Raw genomic sequence first — 19010 nt, forward strand, 5'->3', positions numbered from 1 at the left:
GCGTGCTTCGCATCTTATTCATGCTACGCTTATGACTTCACTGCTGCCCGTTACTCCACAGGACCGCTGCCGTTTTGCATTCTGTCTGTCCCGCTCACCGCTTCCGGCAGCCCCGCCTTCAGCTCTTCTATGAACTCCCGGAACGCGCTCGTCATATACAGGTCACGCCGCCGGATGAATACCGTCGGCACCTCCGCATACTTCTCGGGAAACGGATAGATCCTTATCCCCTCCGTGACATTCATCCGGGTGAAATAGGATAACGGCAGCACCGCATACCCTATTCCCGCCCTTACGCAGCCAAGCAGTCCCTCCATCGTCCCGAACTCCATCACCTTGCCCAGCCGTCCGCCCTCTTCCGCCAGCCAGCTCTCCAGCCTGTTCCGGTACAGACATTCTGAATTCAGCATCAGCAGAGTCTTGTCATGAACAGAGCGGACTCCCTGATAATCCATCGTATCGGGAATGACCAGTCCGATCCGCTCATGAATGAGCAGCTCCTGGACTAGCTCCGGGTGCTCTACCGGTCCGTCCATAAAGGCCCCTTGCACGTTATGCTGCAGAACCGACTCGATAAGCTCCCCCGCCCGTCCGACCTGCAGATGAACCTCCACATCCGGGTAGCACCCGCGGTAAACGGACAGGATAGCAGGCAGCCGCACTGCTGCCGTCGTATCCGAGCCGACCGTAATCGAGCCTGTGGGAATCGGCGAATCCAGCACCGCCAGCTTCGCTTCCTCCAGCAGATTAAGGATCTTGACCGTATATTCCATGAACGTCCGTCCGGCCGAAGTTAAGGTGATCCCCCGGCTATGCCGGTAGAACAGCGGAGTCTTCAGCTCCTGCTCCAATTGCTGAATTCTCGCGGTTACATTGGACTGCACATAGTTCAGGCTTTGGGCTGCCTTTGAGATACTTCCTTCTTCGGCAACCGCTTGAAACACTTTGAGAAGACCCATATCCACGCCGCATCGCTCCCCCCGGATCACCCATCAGCCGCAGTGATAGCCACCATCATTTCCCTTCATTATACATGATCCGGTACACCGTTTATGATGGAAATATAACAGGAACGCGAGACCCCAACTATAAAATTGCTAGGAGTGATAGCAGTGGAAAACAAAAAGTGGAAGTTCCAGCTGCCCGGTAATCCGGATGGCATAGAAATAGCTATCAGTACAAGTGAAATCAGAACTGTCCATGACCTCCTAAGCCGGTTCCGCCAAGAGGAGCTTATGGCGGCGCAGAAGCAGCAGGCCGAAAGGCGGAAGCCACAGCCTAAAGCTCCTGTGGTCTCCCTGGCCTCCCGTCTGCAGGAGAAGAGACGTCACCCTACTGCCTGACCCCAGCTTCCGGCAGGCCAGCGCCTACAGCTTGCAGGATCTGAACAGCAAAAGGCGGAAGCATGACGGTTCCAGTCTCCAGATTGCCGGTTAGCGCGCTGCGGTAGTGCCTCTCCAGCCGGATGCTCTGAGCCGTCCGGCTGAGGTTCAGCAGGAACAGCAGCTCCCGGTTCTCTCCTGTACGCTTGAAGGCCTGAACGCCCTCCGGTAATTCCGCGAACTGCTCAAGCTCTGCGTCCAGCGCGATATCACCCAAAAGCTTCAGCCAATAATCCTCCCCGGGATCGGTCCCGATATAATATACCTTGCCCGCCCCGAAGCGGTTCAGTGTAGCTGCAGGAACTCCGGCATAGTAATCATCTTCATACCAGGCAATCGGCTCCGCTCCCTCCAGACGAAGAATATCGCACCAATGGCTGCATGCATACAGATTTCCTTCAGCATCACGGAGCGTATGAACCTCGTCTCCAACCGGATCATATTCCTCCACCGTTATGCCGGCCGCACGCGAGAACAGCCCGGGAAGAGGCTGCATTACACAGATATTATTCATGTTCTTCACACCGCTTCGGCTCGTCAGAATGACTGTGCCGCCGCCTTCCGCAAAGGATTCCAGCGCCTGAGCCGCCTCTTCATCATGCAGGTACAGGCTCGGGACTATAACCAGCTTGTAGCCCTCCAGCGGCTGACGCCAGTCTACCACATCACAACTGATGCCCCGCTTGGTTAACGCCCGGTGATATTGCTTGATGTTATCATAATAGTCCAGTCCCTCCGCCTGGGGCTGAATCCGCAGCGCAGCCAGCTGCTCGTGCGAATACAGGATAGCTGTCTGACTCATGACTCCGGTCCCTTCCAGGAGCGGAGCCAGAGCATTCACCTCACTGCACAGCTGCCCGAATTCGGCAAATCTCCGCCCGGGCACATTGCTGTGGTCGATGAGGCCGTGCCAGAACTGCTCTGCTCCGGCGGTTGCGCTTCTCCAGCGGAAATGCACCACGGTATCCGCACCTCTGGCAATCGCCTGCCAGGCATATGCACGGATCAATCCGGGATACGGAGTACGCCACATCGGGAACCAGCAGCCCGGAGGGCCGCTAAGCTGCTCCATGATCCAGAAGCCCCGGCGTTTAATCCCGCGCGTCAGATCCAGGGATAAGGCCCCGCTGTATGGTGCAGTGGCCTGTTTCTTAGGGGAAGGATTCGGATAGTAATCGAAGGCCGCCACATCCAGCTCCTCTGCCAGCCCGTGCATATCCAGCCGCTGCGGATAACTGTGAAAGTTATGGGTGATGAAGTGATGTGGGCAGATCGCCCGCAGCACATCAATCTGCGACTTCTGGAAGGCAATCACTGAATCCCATTGGAACCGCTGGAAGTCCAGCAGCAGTGAAGGGTTCTGATAAGGTGAAGCGCCATAAGGAACGGTCAGTTCACTCCAGTTGCTGTAGCTTCCGCTCCAGACCACGGTTCCCCACTCCGAATTAAGCCGTTCCAGCGTCCCGTACTTCTGCTGAACCCAGTCCCGGAATGCCAGGTTGCAGCTGTCGCAATGACAATCCAGCATACTGAATTCGTTATCCGTCTGCCAGCCGATAACCGCAGGGTGGCTGCTGTAACGGCGGGCAAGCGCCTCAATAATCCGGCGGCCATATTTCCGCAGCGAGTTGCTGTTGTAGCAGCGGTGACCGCGCACACCGGGATAGAATACGCTTCCATCGCCGAATACAGGCAACACATCCGGGTAAGCAGAGGTCAGCCAGCGCGGCGGTGTTGCTGTAGGCGTCCCGATCACAATCTGAATCCCGTACGCATGGAACAAATCCAGCGCCCGGTCCAACCAGGCGAAATCAAAGCTGCCGTCCGATGGTTCCAGCCGGCTCCAGGCAAATTCCGCTACCCGGACAACCTTGACCCCGGTTTCCTTCATTAACTTGATATCCTTCTCCCACATGGACTCGTCCCAATGCTCAGGATAATAGTCGACACCGATTTGCACGTTGCTGTAATCATTCCGCTCCTGAATTGTGCCCAGCTCCCTCTTATCGTAATGTACAAGACTCTGATTCGAGTATACCTCAATCCCCAGTTAGCCGAAAACCATAAAGGACGCCCCGCCTCACCTCATTCACTGAGATGGGCATGAGCGTCCCGGCCAAACCACTTTATCCAATCTGTTCCCTTTCAGATTATTTCTTCAGCTTATCCCAGGCAGCCTGCATGCCCTTCTCCCAGCCGGCTTCATCCACCTTGCCCGCAATCAATTCCTGAATGGAGCTGGCGAACTCTTGAGTGACGCCATCAGGGAATTTGGATGCCTGCAGTCCATAGACCTTGCCTTCTTTTACATAATTCCAGACATCCGCACCCAAGAGACCGATATCCTCAGGGGTTGCCGGAATGGTGGACAATGCAGGAATGAACTTCCATTTCTTCACGATATACTCTTTCCCCATATCCGAAGTGACCAGCCAGTTCAGGAACGTCTTCGCTTCTTCCTTGGAGCCGGATTCCTTGTTCACCACCAGATTCGCCGGAACACCCACCGACAGCTTATCGTTCATCGCCGCATCATCGTTGATTGGCATCGGGAACATCCCGATGTTCATATCCGGCGTAATGTTATCTACCAGCGTCTGTGCCCAGTTGCCTTCCTGCATCATAGCCGTTTCGCCCTTGGCGAACAGTGCCAGGTGAGTATTGGCATCAGTGGTCAGCGGATTCTTCTGGCCGTATTTTACCGTCAGGTTCAGCAGGTTGCTCCAATCCTTGAACTTCTCATTGCCCACAATGGATGCAGTTCCGTCGTTCAGACCCTTGATGAATTCATCCACATTATCCTGCTGGGCAAAAGCTACGCTAATCCCCTGAATCCCCAGCAGCCACCATTCCTGATAGGCGTTGCCGAACGGAGTCACGTTAATCGCCTGCAGCTTTTTGGCTGCTTCTTCAAGCTCGGAAATGGTTTTTGGCGTCTCTGTAATCCCGGCCTTGGCGAACAGGTCCTTGTTGTATACATAACCGATGCCTTCAAGGTTCATTGGCATCCCGTAGGTTTTGCCGTCCTTGGTCATAGGCTCTGCGGCAAGTGGAATCAGATCCTTCACCCAAGGCTGGTCCGACAGGTCTTCCAGCTTGTCTGCCCACAGTGCCATTTCGGCATACCCGCCGTTACTGAAAATATCAGGAGCATCGCCGGAAGCGAATTTGGTCTTCAGCGCTGCACCATAGTCTGCGCCGCCGCCCACGGTCTGGATATCCAGCTTGATGTCAGGATGCTCCTTCTCGAATTCCACCTTCAGCTCATTAAGGCCTTCCACGATCTCGGTCTTGAACTGGAAAATCTTAACGGTCTTCACAGCGCCGCTGTTGCCAGCGCTTCCATTAGAAGCATTATTGGAGGCAGACTTATCGGCATTGCCGCCGCAAGCTGCGAGCACTACTGACATTAGCATTACGGATGACATCATCAGTGCAGAATGTTTCTTCTTCATTGGATATTTCCCCCTTGAATAATTTAACTGCTTCTTATGTGGAACGGGAGCCCGGTGAATTAACCCTTCACCGAGCCAGCCGCTATTCCCTCAACAATGTAACGCTGCATGAACAGATAGAAGATGACGATCGGAGCAATCCCGATGGTCAGTGCCGGAAGCGCCATATCCCACTGCTTTGTATACTGGCCGAAGAAGGAGAAGGTCGCCAGCGGAATTGTCCGCAGTCCGGGTGCCTGGAGAATCAGGGACGGCAGCAGATAGTCATTCCAGATCCCCAGGGCATTGAGCACGATAATGGTCATCAGCATCGGCTTCAAGAGAGGCAATACAATCCGGAAGAATGCCGAGACCGGGTTACAGCCATCCACCGTGGCCGCCTCTTCAATCTCCAGCGGCACGGACTTGATGAAGCCGTGGAACAGGAAGATCGCCATCGGAATGCTGAGGCCCAGATGGGAGATAATGAGACCGGTGAAGGAGTTGTTCACGCCCAGGACATTCACAACCTTCAGGATCGGAATCATAATCGTCTGGAACGGAACCACCATCGCCGCCACCATCAGCAGCAGCAGAATCTGGTTGAACCGGTTATTGGCACGCACCATGCGGTAGGCCGCCATCGCACTGAACAACGAGATCAGCGCTACACTGATGATCGTAATGATCAGCGAGTTGCGGAAGGCTTCGGAGAACCGGGCCAGCTTCCACGCATTCGCATAGTTCTCCCACATGAAGGCCTGCGGCCAGCTGGCTGCGTCGCTCAGAATCTCGCCGAAGGATTTCACCGAGTTCGCCAGCAGGAAGTAGAACGGAGAGAGGAACAGAAGCGCCAGAAGGATCATAATCACTTCAATGCCTATATTCCATCTGCTTTTGGTCTTGGCATTCATTAAGCTTCTACCTCCTTACTCTTCGTTATACGAACCTGAATGATCGTGATCAGCGCTACAATGAGGAAGAATAACAGCGCCTTCGCCGTACCCAGACCATAACGGTTGTTCAGGAAGGCTTCGTTATAGATGTTCATCGCTACAGATTCCGTCGATTTGAACGGTCCGCCTTTGGTCAGCGAGAGGTTCAGGTCGAACATCTTGAAGGACCAGGAGATTGCCAGGAACAGCCCGATCGTAACCGCAGGCATAATCAGCGGAACGATAATGTTGCGCAGCACCTGCATCCGGGAGGCACCGTCAATCTCGGCAGCTTCGAGCACCTCTTTGGAGACGTTGCTGAGCGAAGCGATGTAGATGACCATCAGATAGCCGGAGGACTGCCAGATGAAGACCATGACAATCGCCCAGAAGCCGGTGGTCGCATCCCCGAGCCAGGGAAGGTTGAAGAAGGACAGGCCCGTAAGATCGCCCATCGTGGCGAAGCCTTTGATGAAGATGAACTGCCAGATGAACCCGAGCAGCAGGCCCCCGATCACATTCGGCATGAAAAAAATGGTCCGGAGCATATTGCGTGTCTTCAGGGGTTTGGTCAACAGATAGGCCAGGAAGAAGCCTACTATGTTAGTCAAGATCACACCCAGCACGGTGAATCTCACGGTAAACCAGAAGGATGACCAGAAGTCGTGATCATTCGTAAAAATACTTTTAAAATTCTCAAAGCCGACCCAGCTCACATTACCGGATACGCCGTTCCAGTCCGTGAAGGAGTAGTACATCCCCATCAGAAACGGAATAATCATGATCAAGGTAAAAAACAATAATGCCGGGCCAACGAAAAATACCTGCTGACCAAACTGGGACAATTTATTGCCGCGCATGTTATGGCCCCCCTTTCTTTTACTCACTCACTTGTTTATGATCTAAAGATATTATCTGTTTTTTGCAGAGCCTCTTACACCTACGCAAGTGATCTTTAGGGTGTAAAATATTGACCTGGATGTGACCCGCCCCATGAAATGGACCAGTATCCGCACGAAGCTGATCGTCTTCCTGCTTGTGCCCACCTTAATCTGCATTATGGCTACAATGTATGTCAGCTATTCCCACACCACCAAGTCACTGCGGGACCGGGCGGTCGAGGAGAACAAGAATCTGCTCTATCAAGGCTACAAAAACATTAACAGTCTGCTGCAGGAGCTCAACCGTCTGTCGCTGAACGTGTATTCTGACGGCGATTTCTACCGGCTGCTTGAAGCAGGGTACGACGATCTGTCCTCCGATATTGCCATCTATAACTCGCTCAGCTATATCTCCACCTCCCTGCCCCACCTCTCACAGGTGTACTTATACAGTGTGAAAGATTCGAAGGCTACGCTGATTACGGACAATACAACACCCAAGCGCTGGCTGGCTAGTGCACCCTACCACCAGTCCAGTCTGAGCGGAAGCTCCCCGGTAAGCGTGCAGAGTACACATCTGAGCAACGCTTACGGGCTGAGGCTGCCGTTAACGCAGTTTATACCGGAGCCGGTTTTTACGCTGCACCGCAGAATTGAGCGTATCCCTACCTCGCAGGCGCTAGGCTATCTGTCAATTGATGTGAAGCTGGCAGCCCTCAGTGAGATTGTGGACCAGCTGTACGAGCAGGATCAGGAGAAGCTGTATCTTGTGGACAGCAGCGGCAGGCTGGTCTACAGTCAGGATTCCGGGTTGCTCGGCAAACCGTTGAATGCCGCCTGGTATAACAGCCAGATTGCGGACAGCACGCAGCTGCAGGGTTATTTTGAACAGGACAGCTCTGTATTCATCTATCAAAAGATCGACAGCATCGGCCTCGGCTGGACGCTCGTCAAGCAGATTCCTGTCTCCTATCTGTTCCGCGAAGCCAAGGAGGCCGCCGCGATCAACCTGCTGCTGCTGGCGCTGCTGCTGGTGACGATCATTGTTCTGACGATCCTCGTCTCCTTCCGGATTACCGCGCCGATCAAGCAGCTGACCCGGTATATGAATCAGGTCCAGACCGGGAATCTCAACATTGAGATCCGCCCGGCAGGCAACGATGAGATCGGGGTGGTCACCGAGCATTTCCGCAGTATGATGGACACGATCAACAATCTCATTCTGCGGGAGTACAGACTGGAGCTGGCGAGCCGGACCAATGAGCTGAGGGCGCTCCAGTCCCAGATTAATCCGCATTTCCTGAACAACACTCTCCAGATTATCGGTACGCTGGCCCTGGAGCTGAAGGTGCCGCAGATCTACGGCCTGCTGTCGGCTCTGGCCAAAATGATGCGCTACAGCATGTACAATGATGAGAAGGTTGTGACGGTCCAGAGTGAGCTGGACCATGTCAAAGCGTATATCCAGCTGCAGAAGGAGCGTTTTGAGAACAAGTTCAGTTTCCGGTCTGAGGTGGAGGAGCCGCTGCTTCAGGCGCTGATGCCCAAAATGATTCTTCAGCCGATTGTGGAGAATTACTTCAAGCACGGCTTCCAGCTTGACCGGCAGGACGGATATATGGAGATTAACGTGACCGGGCTTACTCCGGAGCGGATGGAGATCAGCATCGCCAACAATGGCCTCCCCATTCCCGCAGGCAGGCTGGAGGCGCTGCGCAAGGAGCTGGAGCAGTCCAGCACCGCTGAAGAACGGGAGCTGCTGCAGAATGCCGGACAGGACAGCCCCAGCAGACGCGATGCACCGGGCGCGGGCATCGGCCTCGGCAATGTGCTGGCCAGGCTGCGGCTGGTTTGCGGCGATAACGCCCTGCTGACCGTGGATAATCTGAAGACAGGCGGGGTAATCATCCGCCTGGAAATCGATATTGTAGTGGAGAGTGAACGAATATGAAGGCACTGATTGTAGATGACGAAGCAAGAGTCCGGAAGGCCGTCCGCCTGCTGGTGGACTGGGAGGCCCATCAGATTGAGGAGATTCTGGAGGCGGGTAACGGCAATGAGGCCATCGGTCTGATCCGCCGGGAGAAGCCTGCGCTGGTCATTATGGATATGATGATGGAGTCCGGGAGCGGCCTGGAGCTGATGACCTGGGTGGATGAATTCGCAGGCAGCACCAAGTTCATTGTGGTCAGCGGTCATAATGACTTCGACTTCGTCCGCCAGACCGTCCGCCATGGCGGCATCGATTATATTCTGAAGCCGATTGAGCCGGATATGATTAACAGCGCGGTCTCCAAGGCAGTATCCGCCTGGCGGGCCGAGGAGGCGGAACGCAGCCACCGCCAGCACCAGAGCCTCCGGCTGAATGAGATCAAGCCGATCTTCGGGGAGAAGCTGCTGTCTGCGCTCATCGATGACAGGGTGAATGCCGAGGCCTCGCTGCGCCGCCTGATCCATGACGGCATCATTCCGCCGGACATTAAGATTTCGCGTCTGCTCCTCGTGCAGACGGACAGCGGCAACAATCCGCTGCTGCGGCGCTTCGGCGGCGACAGCGAACTGCTCTACTACGCCATCGTGAACATCTGCAACGAATTCCTGCAGCAGCAGGGCACGGGCATCGCCTTCCGCTACTGGGGCGGGCCGCCGGAGATTGCCATCCTGCTCTGGGAGCCGCATGAATCTGTCACTTCGCTGATTAGCCGGATGAATCAGGGCATCTTCCTGACGCTGCAGTTCCGTATGCATTTCGGAATCAGCACACCGGGCGCTTTCCCCGCGCATCTGCCGGCGGGACGCGCCGAAGCCGCCGAAGCCTTGCTGCGGCGGAATCTGCTTAGGCATGAGGATTACTGCCATTATGCGGGGGCGGAGGCGTTGCCGGGCGGGGGGACAAGCATGGGAGCGGGTACGGTGGCAGGCGTGGGGACTGATGTGGGTGCGGCGACCGGCGGAGTGACTGGCTCGGGAACGGGCGAGGTGACGAGCCGGAAGTCAGGTGCGGGTGCGGCGACAGGCGGATTGACTGGCACAGGAACGGGCGAGGTGACGAGCCGGAAGTCAGGTGCGGGTGCGGCGACAGGCGGATTGACTGGCTCGGGGACGGGCGAGGTGACAGGCCGGAAGTCAGGTGCGGGTGCGGCGACAGGCAATGGTGCTGGCGCAGTGACGGGCAGGGAGCCGGGGACGATACCCGGCGGGAAGCAGCGAGATAAGCGGGAGAGTACGATCCCGCTGAGCTTCGCCGATGTCCAGGAGGACTGGCGGCTGGCGGTCATCAGCGGGACGCCTGAGGCCCTGACCGCAGCGGCGCAGCACTGGACCCAGGAGCTTAGCCGCCGGGGGGTGGTTACCCCGCAGATGCTGAACGACTGGAAGGCCGATGCGCTGCTGCTTCGTTCCCGTCTGGTCCGGGAAGCGCTTGGCAGCCAGGCGGCTAGCGTGCTGGCTGAGCTTGAGCACGGGGACCAGCAGAACCCCTCTCCGCAGCCCAGCGGCTATTCCTTCTCCCTGTTCGCCTGGCGCGACTGGTCCCTTGCCTTCATGCAGCAGTTATCCCGGGCGCTCGCGGCCAGGCAGCAGAAAGAGCGGAACCCGATGACGGAGATCGTAAAATACATTGAGCAGAATTACCCCTCCGACCTCTCCCTTCAGGAGGTGGCGGGCAAATTCCAGGTCAGCCGCGAGTATGTCTCACGCCGGTTCAAGCAGGAATACGGCATCAACTTCTCCGACTACATCGTCAGCGTCCGCATTGAGAAGGCCAAGCTGCTGATGCAGAATCCGGGCCTCAAGCTGGCCCAGATCTCGGAAATGGTCGGCTTCCACGACGTCAAATACTTCAGCAAGGTCTTCAAGAAGCATACCGGCCATTCGCCGAAAGACTACCGGGATCAGGCGGAGCATTGAGTGAATGCTGAATGCCTCCTCAGAGAAGAAAAGAGAACCAGGTCATATAAAGACCCGGGCAGACAAGCTGAGAGCCTGCAAAATGCAGGCTCTTTTCTAATCGTACCTTTATGATGGAATCCTGCACGATGATGGAATCCTGCACGAAATGCAACATTTCCTTCCTGATGCCGCCATTAATTCAGTATTGTTGCAGGAAAGGCAGCATTTCTCCACCTCCCGGAGGTTCTGCGGAGCTATTCTTGTATTTATTGCAACATTCTTCCTTTAACCCCCGGTTATCATGAATCTAAGCTGCATAATGTACAACATTTCTGCCAACTGCCCTGTCGAGGCAGTATTTCCATGCCGAGGAGTAATTTCTAAGCTGAGGCAGTTTAGCTATATGGCAGTATGGCAGAGTTACGGTCTGCCTGTTGCAGATTCCCCGTACCACGCCAGAAACGCATCCGCCACGGCCTTGCCCGCCGCACCGTTCGGATGCGGGTCGAACTCGTCGCTCATATACTCCGGCTTGATCCGGTGGTCAGCGGGAACAGCAACAGAGAGCACGGCAGTGATGTCGAACACGCGGTCCACTCCGGCCGGAGGACTCGTGCGGATACATTCATTCACTTTGCGCCAATGGGTCTCACGCCCGCCCTCGAAATTGAAGGGCGGCACCGTGCTGAGAATTACCGCTGTCTCCGGCTGTGCTTCCTTGATCCGGGAGATAATGTGCGTAAGGTCCGTAAGCAGCTCCTCTGCCGAGCGCTGGCCGATATCCAAATCATTCACGCCCAGCACGATCAGCACCTCATCACCCTGCTGCGCCTTATGCAGCCAGGGACCGTCCGTGGCCACATCGTAGGCCCGGCCCCAGCCGGAGCCAATATTCCACAGGCCGAACTGTGTTCCCAGCCCCTCCGTAATTCTTGCCGCCCAGTGCTCATATTGATCCTTGGCGGTCCGTACCCCCTGCGTGATGGAGTCGCCCAAGAATACCAGTCTCTTCGCCACTTGTTTCTTGTAGCCCAGGAAGCTTGGAAGCACCTGGAGCTTATCCGATTCGCTGAACCCAGCCGCCGGCTCTTGAGCAGCCAGATGGCCCGGCGCATCATAGCCGGATACCAGCATTCCCTCCACATTGAAGGGGAATGACTTGCCTGCTCCAGCCGTCTTCAAGGTCCAGGTGAAGGCCAGCATATGCCCCTCCGGCAGCTCCAAAAGCGCTTCGTCGCTCCAGAACATCTCGCCCGGCTTCACGCGCCGCGACAGTTCACCGCCGAAGGTAACCGGCACCTGCGAGCCAGGCACAACGCTGCCGTCCGGCGCGGCTCCGCCATCGGCGACATATGCTGCTTCGATGCTCCACTCGCCCCCCGGTTCACTGGCTACGGCATCCGCGCCCAGGTCCCAGGTCGAATCCACCGCATTGCTGTGCCAGAACTTCAGCGTCAGGCTCCCGTTCTCCCGCAGACGGATATAGGTGCGGTACGTATGGGTGAACGGCTCCGGCGCGTTCATAATGTAGTTGGCGGCTGTAGACAGCGCGGTAGCGGAGGTGAACTCCGGCTGGCTCAGCACTCCGTTTGGACTGTTCTCAACATTGTTCATAATGATCGACTCCTCTAATCTGATGCGACTGATGCTGACAGTAACTTGTCACTCCTTAGGCAATCCTTCGGTACTTCTATGGCACGCCATGTTAGCCGAATGTAATCGAAAAACCGATCACATTTGGACTGGACGCACCACGTTAGCCAATTGTAATCGAAAAAACGATCACATTGGGAACGGGCTCGCCACGTGGGCCAATTGTAATCGAAAAACCGATCACATTGGGAACGGGCACGCCACGTAGGCCAATTGTAATCGAAAAACCGATCACATTGGGAACGGGCTCGCCACGTTAGCCAATTGTAATCGAAAAACCGATCACATTGGGAACGGGCACGCCACGTAGGCCAATTGTAATCGTAAAACCGATCACATTGGGAACGGGCACGCCGCGTGGGCCAATTGTAATCGAAAAACCGATCACATTTGGACTGGACGCACCACGTTAGCCAATTGTAATCGAAATACCGATCACATTTGAACTGGGCACGCCACGTGGGCCGAATGTAATCGAAAAACCGATCACATTTGGACTGAGCACGCCACGTGGGCCAATTGTAATCGAAAAACCGATCACATTTGAACTGGGTACGCCACGTGGGCCGAATGTGATCGAAAAACCGATCACATGGGCACTGATCCCCAAAAAGCTCCCCGATCCAGGAGACGAATGTCCCCTGTCATCAGAGAGCTTGGTTACTTAAGGGCACAGCCATATGCTAAGCCAGCGTGCGGGTGTGTTGATTCGGTCTACAGTTGTGTTAATTCAGTCTTGCGGGTTTGTTAATTCAGTCTATAGTTGTCTTATTTCACGGTAATTTAGTTAATTATTTCAGCGTAATCGTGAACGATACGGACTTCTCGCCGGCGCCCACTTTGACTGTAGTCTCATCCACCTGCTCCGCACCTTCCACGGAAGCGATAGCGCCGAGATCCTTCACCGCCAGGGTGAACGCTTTGCCGCTGCCTTCGGCAGTTACCTTTACAGTGCTGCCGCTGCGTACAGCTTCTACCTTCAGCTCAGGAGCACCATGGATATCGCGCACAGTCGCCGATGTAGTCTTGCCGTCCTCCAGGGAGTACAGGCCGAACTTCACGCCGTCGGCAAAATCATAATCCGGACGGCTGTCCTCGCTGCCCAAGGCCAGCAAGGTGTTCGGACGCACGAACAGCGGCAGGCTGAAGAAGTCATGCTTCTCCTTGCGCCATGCTCCGCCCTGTACGGTCTCACCGTTCAACAGGTGTGTCCAGCGGCCGGCCGGCAGGTAATACTTCACTTCGCCGTTCTCCTGGAAGATCGGAGCGACCAGCAGGGAATCGCCCAGCATGTACTGGCGGTCCAGCACTTCACAGGTCGGATCTTCCGGGAACTCCATCACCATGGCCCGCATCGAGGCCCAGCCCTGCTCATGTGCCTGTCCGGCTACATCATACAGGTACGGCATCAGGCTGCACTTGAGCTTGGTGAAGAAGCGGGTAACGTCCACGGCTTCATCGTCATACGCCCAAGGCACACGGTACGAGGTGCTGCCGTGCAGACGGCTGTGGCTGGAGAGCAGGCCGAAGGCCAACCAGCGCTTGAAGACATGCGCCGGAGCGGTGTTCTCGAATCCGCCGATGTCATGGCTCCAGAAGCCGAAGCCGGACAGGCCGAGCGACAGGCCGCCGCGCAGGCTCTCTGCCATCGATTCATAGTCGGCGTAGCAGTCGCCGCCCCAGTGAACCGGGAACTGCTGCCCGCCGGCTGTGGCGGAGCGTGCGAAGACGGCAGCTTCATTTTTGCCGAGCTTCTCTTCCAGCACCTCGAATACAACCTTGTTATACAACTGGGTATAATAGTTATGCATCTTGTATGGATCGGAGCCGTCGAAATAGACCACATCCGTCGGAATCCGCTCGCCGAAGTCCGTCTTGAAGCTGTCTACGCCCATATCCACCAGGTCGCGCAGGTAACCGGCATACCATTCACAAGCCGCAGGGTTAGTGAAGTCGACCAGTCCCATTCCCGCTTGCCAGAGGTCCGTCTGGTAGACGTCACCATTGGCTTTTTTGAGCAAGTAGCCGTTCTTCCGGCCTTCTTCAAACAACGGGGAGCGCTGTCCGATATAGGAGTTGATCCAGACGCAGATCTTCAGTCCCTTGTCGTGCAGACGCTTCAGCATCCCCACCGGGTCCGGGAACACACGGGAATCCCACTGGAAATCCGTCCATTGATATTCACGCATCCAGAAGCAGTCGAAGTGGAACACATGCAGCGGCAGATCGCGCTCCGCCATCCCCTCCACGAAGGAGTTAACCGTAGCTTCATCGTAGTCTGTAGTGAACGAAGTCGTCAGCCACAGGCCGAAGGTCCAGGCCGGAGGCAGCGCAGGCTTGCCGGTCAGGGAGGTGTATTTGGTGATGACATCTTTAATCGTCGGCCCTTCAATCACGAAGTATTCCAGGCTCTCTCCGGCGACGCTGAACTGGGCCTTCTTCACCTTCTCAGATGCAATCTCATACGAGACGAGTTCCGGCTGGTTCACGAAGACGCCGTAGCCCTTGCTGGTCACATAGAACGGAACGTTCTTGTAGGCCTGCTCGGAGCTTGTCCCGCCATCCTTGTTCCACAGATCGACCACCTGTCCATTTTTGACAAAAGCTGTGAAGCGCTCACCCAGACCATACACAAATTCGCCAACGCCTAGATCCAGCTCTTCACGCATGAAGGTGTTGCCGTCCTGATCCGTGATATAGGCCATCGATTTGTAACCGCTGCCGGTAATACGCTCGTCGCCGCGGTAGAAGTCCACAGACCAGTGTGTGCCCTTGTTGATGACTACGCGGAGTCCCCCGCTGATCAGCACTGTCTGCGTTTCGCTCTCTTCCACCTGAACATGATCACCCGTTCCCTGGGTCAGCTCAAACGAAGGTCCGCGCTGAATAACGCCGTCATTATGAATAATTTTGACGCCTACCACGCCCGGAAGCGGGGAATGGAATTTCACCGTCAGCAGTGTGGAGTTGAGTGTCGCCGAACGTCCCGTGATGGGAGTCGTCTGCGTGATGGCGGTTAGGCCTTCCTCGGTTTTTTCTACTACATAGTTCTGCACTGCACCATTGATTGTAATTCCGTCACGAACCAGCCATAAGCCGTCTGTAAATTTCATATGTGCACTTGCCACCCTTCGATTTGGTGTATATAGTTGCATTATACCGATAATAAAATCTCAAAACTAATAATATATAGCTCATTTATAACACTATTTTGACGCCATCAGATAAGGAGGCCCCTAATGGACCGTACCTCGCAGCGCTTGCTCAAAGAAGACCGCGAACACGGGGATGTCATGTTCCCCCTGGCTGCCTACTGGATCGACCTTCCCGCCGGAGCGCATGTCCTGGACACCCACTGGCATGAGGAAGCCGAGTTCTTCCTGCTGCTGGAAGGCGAGATTCTGTTTCAGGTGGACACCGACTATTTCACGCTTCGCCCCGGTGAGGCCGTGTTCATTGAATCCGGCGATATCCATGCCGCATACGCGCTTACGGAGACCCCCTGCCGCTTCTGCGCCCTGGTCTTTCACCCTGACCTGCTGGCCAGCGCCCAATATGATACGATCCAGCAGAGTGTTATTCTGCCGCTTCAGGAGAAACGCCAGAGCTTTCCCCGCCACCTCACCCCTTCTGTTCCCTGGCAGGCGGAGCTGCTGGTGCATTTGAACCGCATGATGAAGGCGTATGATCAACAAATGGCCGGATTCGAAGCTTTTATGAAAGGGACCCTGCTGATTATGCTCTCGCAGATTGCGCAGCCGGGGCGCTTCGTCAACCACAGCCAGTCCGAAGGCGCGGAGCCCACGAAGATTGACCGCCTGAAGCGGGTAATTCTCTATATTCAGGACAACTACCAGGAGCCGATCCGTACCCGTGACCTGTCGGGGCTGATTCCGATGAGCGAAGGGCAATTCTGCCGTTTTTTCAAAAGCATGACCCGCAAGACGCCCGTCGATTACATTAACTCCTACCGGGTTCGCCAGGCCGCAGCCCTGCTGAAGCAGGGGGACCGCAAAATCTCCGATATTGCCATGGATGTCGGCTTCGACAACGTCAGCTATTTCATCAAAGTGTTCCGCAAAGTCATGAATTGCTCACCTTCGGAATTCCGCAAGGACGCCGCTCCCTTCGCCGGGCAGAACCAGCTCTATCCGTAAGCCGAACCCCGCCCCATTCTTTTTCCTGCTTACGGATGCCCGGATACGTTTAAGTTAGTGTATGGATGACCACGGCACCTGCCGCTTCAGCGGTGGCCTAGTGGCTCATTCCGGTGGACATGCCGTTCCCCACTAATCTACTTACAGGAGGCAGATATTCATGAATCAACATGTTACCTTGCCAATTGAGGTACAGGACTTCTACAATGCTGTGAACCAATACCAGCCTGACGCTCTGATTGAATTGTTCGCTCCCGGCGCTACCGTGAAGGATAACGGGAAGTCGGCCGAAGGCACAGAGGCTATAGCGGCTTGGGGAGAATCCGAGCTATTCTCCGCTAAGGTCCGCTTTACCATTATGGAAATTGAAGAAATCCAGGGCCGCATTGCGGTGACCGCTGAGATGGAGGGGGAGTTCAATAAGAACCGTGTCCCCGCCCCGCAGCAGTTCACTCATGAATTCAAGGTACAAGGCGGTAAAATCAGCGAGCTGATCATCACGCTTAAATAAGCGTATAGTGTTCCTCCTAACAAAACAGGCTGTCCCGTAAGTCAGAGATGACTAGGGACAGCCTGTTTTTGTTCAACCCGCCTTACGAATCACGATAAAGCAAGTGCTGTCCGGCAAGCGCACCAGTTCTCCACTCTCATCCATGATCTCAACTCTGCTCTCCAGCGCCTCCGTGTATCCCTCCTGCAGGTAATGACGGAAGACCTCTATCTTGGCCCGGTCCCCCAGCGTCTGCTGAATGAACGCAGCGTACTGCGAGGGTGTGAAATAGCCGAACTGCTCCTGCACCTCATGAATGTAGGCTTCCTCCCCCCAAGTGTAGGTATAGAGGAATTCCATCGCATCGTTCACCGGCATCAGCACCTCGTGTTCGCCCAGCTGTTCATAACGGATATTCCGTCCGGCAAAATCCTTCGCGTACCGCTCCAGCCACGCCATGCCGTCCGCCTCCAGAAACCGTACCCGGCGCTGCTGTTCCTCCGGCTCGCTCATAATACCGTCGCGGATAATGATCGCACCGCCGTCAGCCAATACCTCGAAGGCACTGGTCAGGGCTGCCGCCACCGTGCCGTGATTGAACTTGCGGCCGTCCAGCGGCACATAGGAATACAGCTCATGCAGAATGGATGAGAAAATCACCGTGTCCACCGTGCCCGGCTCCACATAATCCTTCAGATTCAGCGCATCGCCCTGGAGCACCTCCCAACGGCGGTCCTCCCGCTGCTTGCGCTGCCGCAGCGCTTCGATCACATTGCTGGAAATATCAATCCCCACCGGCACCACCTCCGGCATCCGCTCCTCAAGCAGATCGAGCAGCACCCCGCCGCCGGGGCCGATGTCCAGCACCTTCCGTCCGGTAACGTAGTCCAGAATCACTGCCTTATAGTCAGCCGTATCATTCATCTGGCTTAAGTACGTATCCTCATTGTGGAAGCGGTCGAAGGCGTCCCGCCGCAGATCGAACAGGTCGAACAGCAGCAGGACCGCCCGTTCATACAGCGCCGACTTCTCGGCCTCTGTGCAGAACTCAATCAGCTTCTCCGCTGCCGCCGAGAACTCGAACTGGAAGAACAGCGTATCCGGCAGATGATCCTTGCCCCGCAGCCTGTGCGTAAGATGCGGGTTTCTGCCGGAAGGCTTCACGCCGCTGTAGATCTCCTCCCAGCTCAGCTCCGAGAGATACTTCTCAATAATCCGTTTCTTATAGACGTTGATCTTCTTGCTGCCCTTATAGTCATAATGAATACTGTTCATGACCGCTTCGAAGCTCAGGTGGCTTAGCTGAATCGGGCTACTGGCGGCTACCAGACTTATGACCTTCAGGAACTGCTCCAGCGAGAAGGTCTGGAGCGCCGATTCCACATACCAGAAGGTGGCAGGCCGCAGCGGCTCCAGCGCAGCAGGGAGGAAGCCCTCCTGCACCAGCCCGTCCCACTCCGTCTCGTAATCCTCCCCCTGCGCAATGGACCCGGCGCGCATTCTCCGCAGACGTTCCTTCATCGGGACCTCAGGCTGCAGATGCCCTGAAGCAATTACAGCAATCAGCTCCATGACCTGCAGGCGGACCTCCTGCCACAGCTCCGGGGATACCGCAGCAATGATGCAGTGATTCAGTGCGAACAGCAGCCGCTCCAGCTCCTCTGCGCTCAGCAGGCCGTGCTCCACCAGTCCAGACAACGGAAGATTGACGGAAGGCGGAACCTCGCCGCGGATTTGCTGTCCAATCAGCCCATGCGTCTCGATCAGCGTATGTATGACCCGTCTCTTCTCCGCAGAGCCTGCATCGTCCTGCTTCAACCCTTCTGCATAGCGCCGGTACAACTCCGCAGAGCCGATATTATGAACGAAAATATTAATGCCCTCTTCCTGCCAGCTCCGCCGCTGCCGGACAGTCCCGCCCTTAGCCGTCTCCGACCAGATCAGCGTCTCCTCGGCCAGCTCCTTGATCCAATACGACAGCGGCAGACTGTCCAGCACCCGCAGACTCCGCTCTACATAATCCAGCACCGGATTCTGCTGCGCAAGCGACTGTAGCGATTCTACCCGCTCCAGGTTCACAATCGTCTGCTCTGCCTGCACGATGTACTCCAGCCACGGATAGCCTTCTCCGGCAGGCCATCCTCCTTCACGATACGCCTCTATAGCCCGTAATGATTTCAGCATTTG

13 protein-coding genes are annotated in these 19010 nt (G+C 55.8%); 5 read left to right on the forward strand and 8 right to left on the reverse strand.

Annotated elements, in window-relative coordinates:
- Positions 1–50: 50 nt before the first annotated feature.
- The gene (locus tag NSS64_RS24090) at positions 51–959 is read right to left on the reverse strand and encodes a LysR family transcriptional regulator (protein WP_340944759.1); all 909 of its coding nucleotides are present in this window, start codon (positions 957–959) and stop codon (positions 51–53) included.
- Between the two features lie 153 nt (positions 960–1112).
- Between NSS64_RS24090 and NSS64_RS24095 the strand changes: the two genes are divergently transcribed.
- A complete protein-coding gene (locus NSS64_RS24095) occupies positions 1113–1343 on the forward strand; it encodes a hypothetical protein (protein ID WP_340991160.1) in 231 nt (76 codons plus the stop codon).
- Here the strand turns inward: NSS64_RS24095 and NSS64_RS24100 are convergent.
- The 4 genes from NSS64_RS24100 to NSS64_RS24115 all read right to left on the reverse strand — a co-directional run bounded on the left by NSS64_RS24100 (position 1333) and on the right by NSS64_RS24115 (position 6611).
- Positions 1333–3342 carry a beta-galactosidase gene (locus NSS64_RS24100; RefSeq protein ID WP_341141780.1) on the reverse strand — a complete coding sequence of 670 codons (2010 nt, stop codon included), beginning with the start codon at positions 3340–3342 and terminating at the stop codon, positions 1333–1335. The two genes, NSS64_RS24095 and NSS64_RS24100, sit on opposite strands and share 11 nt — an antisense overlap.
- 190 nt (positions 3343–3532) lie before the next feature.
- Positions 3533–4837 (reverse strand): ABC transporter substrate-binding protein, encoded by a 1305-nt coding sequence (locus tag NSS64_RS24105; RefSeq protein WP_340944012.1) that lies wholly within the window; start codon positions 4835–4837, stop codon positions 3533–3535.
- Between the two features lie 59 nt (positions 4838–4896).
- On the reverse strand, positions 4897–5730 hold the full coding sequence (locus tag NSS64_RS24110) for a carbohydrate ABC transporter permease (protein ID WP_340944013.1): 834 nt from the start codon (positions 5728–5730) through the stop codon (positions 4897–4899).
- On the reverse strand, positions 5730–6611 hold the full coding sequence (locus NSS64_RS24115; protein WP_340944014.1) for a carbohydrate ABC transporter permease: 882 nt from the start codon (positions 6609–6611) through the stop codon (positions 5730–5732). Before NSS64_RS24115 ends, NSS64_RS24110 begins: the two co-directional genes overlap by 1 nt.
- Before the next feature lie 133 nt (positions 6612–6744).
- Here NSS64_RS24115 and NSS64_RS24120 point away from each other — a divergent pair, with 133 nt between their 5' ends.
- Positions 6745–8583 (forward strand): sensor histidine kinase, encoded by a 1839-nt coding sequence (locus NSS64_RS24120; protein ID WP_341141781.1) that lies wholly within the window; start codon positions 6745–6747, stop codon positions 8581–8583.
- On the forward strand, positions 8580–10541 hold the full coding sequence (locus NSS64_RS24125; protein ID WP_341141782.1) for a helix-turn-helix domain-containing protein: 1962 nt from the start codon (positions 8580–8582) through the stop codon (positions 10539–10541). The genes NSS64_RS24120 and NSS64_RS24125 overlap by 4 nt, the downstream gene beginning before the upstream one ends.
- A gap of 402 nt (positions 10542–10943) precedes the next feature.
- Here NSS64_RS24125 and NSS64_RS24130 read toward each other — a convergent pair whose 3' ends face one another.
- On the reverse strand, positions 10944–12137 hold the full coding sequence (locus NSS64_RS24130; RefSeq protein WP_341141783.1) for an SGNH/GDSL hydrolase family protein: 1194 nt from the start codon (positions 12135–12137) through the stop codon (positions 10944–10946).
- Between the two features lie 830 nt (positions 12138–12967).
- Positions 12968–15289, reverse strand: a complete 2322-nt coding sequence (gene yicI, locus NSS64_RS24135) for an alpha-xylosidase (protein WP_341141784.1) — start codon at positions 15287–15289, stop codon at positions 12968–12970.
- Positions 15290–15415: 126 nt separating this feature from the next.
- Between yicI and NSS64_RS24140 the strand changes: the two genes are divergently transcribed.
- Both NSS64_RS24140 and NSS64_RS24145 read left to right on the forward strand, forming a co-directional pair.
- A complete protein-coding gene (locus NSS64_RS24140) occupies positions 15416–16333 on the forward strand; it encodes an AraC family transcriptional regulator (protein WP_341141785.1) in 918 nt (305 codons plus the stop codon).
- A 160-nt stretch (positions 16334–16493) separates the two neighbouring features.
- Positions 16494–16844: a nuclear transport factor 2 family protein gene (locus NSS64_RS24145; protein WP_051494108.1), complete on the forward strand. Its 351-nt coding sequence runs from the start codon at positions 16494–16496 to the stop codon at positions 16842–16844.
- A 72-nt stretch (positions 16845–16916) separates the two neighbouring features.
- Here the strand turns inward: NSS64_RS24145 and NSS64_RS24150 are convergent, their stop codons facing one another.
- Positions 16917–19007: a class I SAM-dependent methyltransferase gene (locus NSS64_RS24150; protein ID WP_341141786.1), complete on the reverse strand. Its 2091-nt coding sequence runs from the start codon at positions 19005–19007 to the stop codon at positions 16917–16919.
- Positions 19008–19010 lie beyond the last annotated feature (3 nt).

It is taken from the genome of Paenibacillus sp. FSL H8-0122 (assembly GCF_038005345.1).
Classification (GTDB): Bacteria; Bacillota; Bacilli; order Paenibacillales; family Paenibacillaceae; genus Paenibacillus_AQ.

Bases quoted from the DNA above. Each gene is read 5' to 3' on its own strand.
- NSS64_RS24110 (WP_340944013.1), bottom strand. From the start codon at position 5,730: ATGAATGCCAAGACCAAAAGCAGATGGAATATAGGCATTGAAGTGATT.
- NSS64_RS24130 (WP_341141783.1), bottom strand. From the start codon at position 12,137: ATGAACAATGTTGAGAACAGTCCAAACGGAGTGCTGAGCCAGCCGGAG.
- NSS64_RS24125 (WP_341141782.1), top strand. From the start codon at position 8,580: ATGAAGGCACTGATTGTAGATGACGAAGCAAGAGTCCGGAAGGCCGTC.
- NSS64_RS24140 (WP_341141785.1), top strand. From the start codon at position 15,416: ATGGACCGTACCTCGCAGCGCTTGCTCAAAGAAGACCGCGAACACGGG.
- NSS64_RS24090 (WP_340944759.1), bottom strand. From the start codon at position 959: ATGGGTCTTCTCAAAGTGTTTCAAGCGGTTGCCGAAGAAGGAAGTATC.
- NSS64_RS24120 (WP_341141781.1), top strand. From the start codon at position 6,745: ATGAAATGGACCAGTATCCGCACGAAGCTGATCGTCTTCCTGCTTGTG.
- NSS64_RS24105 (WP_340944012.1), bottom strand. From the start codon at position 4,837: ATGAAGAAGAAACATTCTGCACTGATGATGTCATCCGTAATGCTAATG.
- NSS64_RS24115 (WP_340944014.1), bottom strand. From the start codon at position 6,611: ATGCGCGGCAATAAATTGTCCCAGTTTGGTCAGCAGGTATTTTTCGTT.
- NSS64_RS24145 (WP_051494108.1), top strand. From the start codon at position 16,494: ATGAATCAACATGTTACCTTGCCAATTGAGGTACAGGACTTCTACAAT.
- NSS64_RS24150 (WP_341141786.1), bottom strand. From the start codon at position 19,007: ATGCTGAAATCATTACGGGCTATAGAGGCGTATCGTGAAGGAGGATGG.
- yicI (WP_341141784.1), bottom strand. From the start codon at position 15,289: ATGAAATTTACAGACGGCTTATGGCTGGTTCGTGACGGAATTACAATC.